Annotated in this window: 1 protein-coding gene; it reads left to right on the top strand. The window is 35.1% G+C overall.

Annotated elements, in window-relative coordinates; translation table 11 throughout:
* Positions 1-383: 383 nt before the first annotated feature.
* Positions 384-607, top strand: a 224-nt coding sequence (locus tag FK268_RS26020) for a Sir2 family NAD-dependent protein deacetylase (protein ID WP_497997382.1), incomplete at its 3' end; no start/stop codon positions are given.

Raw genomic sequence — 607 nt, forward strand, 5'->3', positions numbered from 1 at the left:
TTGATCAAGCGCTAATTGATCAGCGCCAGGTCTGATCAAAATTTAACGAATTATGTCGACATTTTAACACTCTTTTAAGGAATGTCATTATCAATGATTACGAATATTTTGTTATCGTTATTATTATCAAATTATTGTTATTTGTCTGTTTGCCCGCTTGGCAGTTTCGTTATTTGTTGATTGAGCTATTTTTATTGGGTTATTATTAAGTTATTAAAAACTAATTATTAAAAACCAATTATTAAAAAATTATTTATTGAAAAATATTTTGAAGCGTGAAGTCACTGAGCATTTGGGTATTTGGGTATTTGGGTATTTGGGTATTTTAATATTTAAAGACTGAGAACTTGAGAATACTGAGATAAGAAATAAGGAGATAAGAGATGAAAAGAGAGAGCAAGAGAGAATCATTTAGAAGGAAATTACCCGGAGTAAAGCCTAAGGTAGTTGTTTTAACAGGAGCCGGCATCTCTGCTGAATCTGGCATTCGCACCTTTCGCGCCGCGGATGGCCTTTGGGAGAATCATCCTATTGAAGAGGTGGCATCACCACAGGGGTTTAGACGAAATCCACAATTAGTGCAGCAGTTTTATAATGACCGCCGAGC

Source organism: Tsukamurella sputi, assembly GCF_007858445.1.
GTDB lineage: Bacteria > Actinomycetota > Actinomycetes > Mycobacteriales > Mycobacteriaceae > Tsukamurella > Tsukamurella sputi.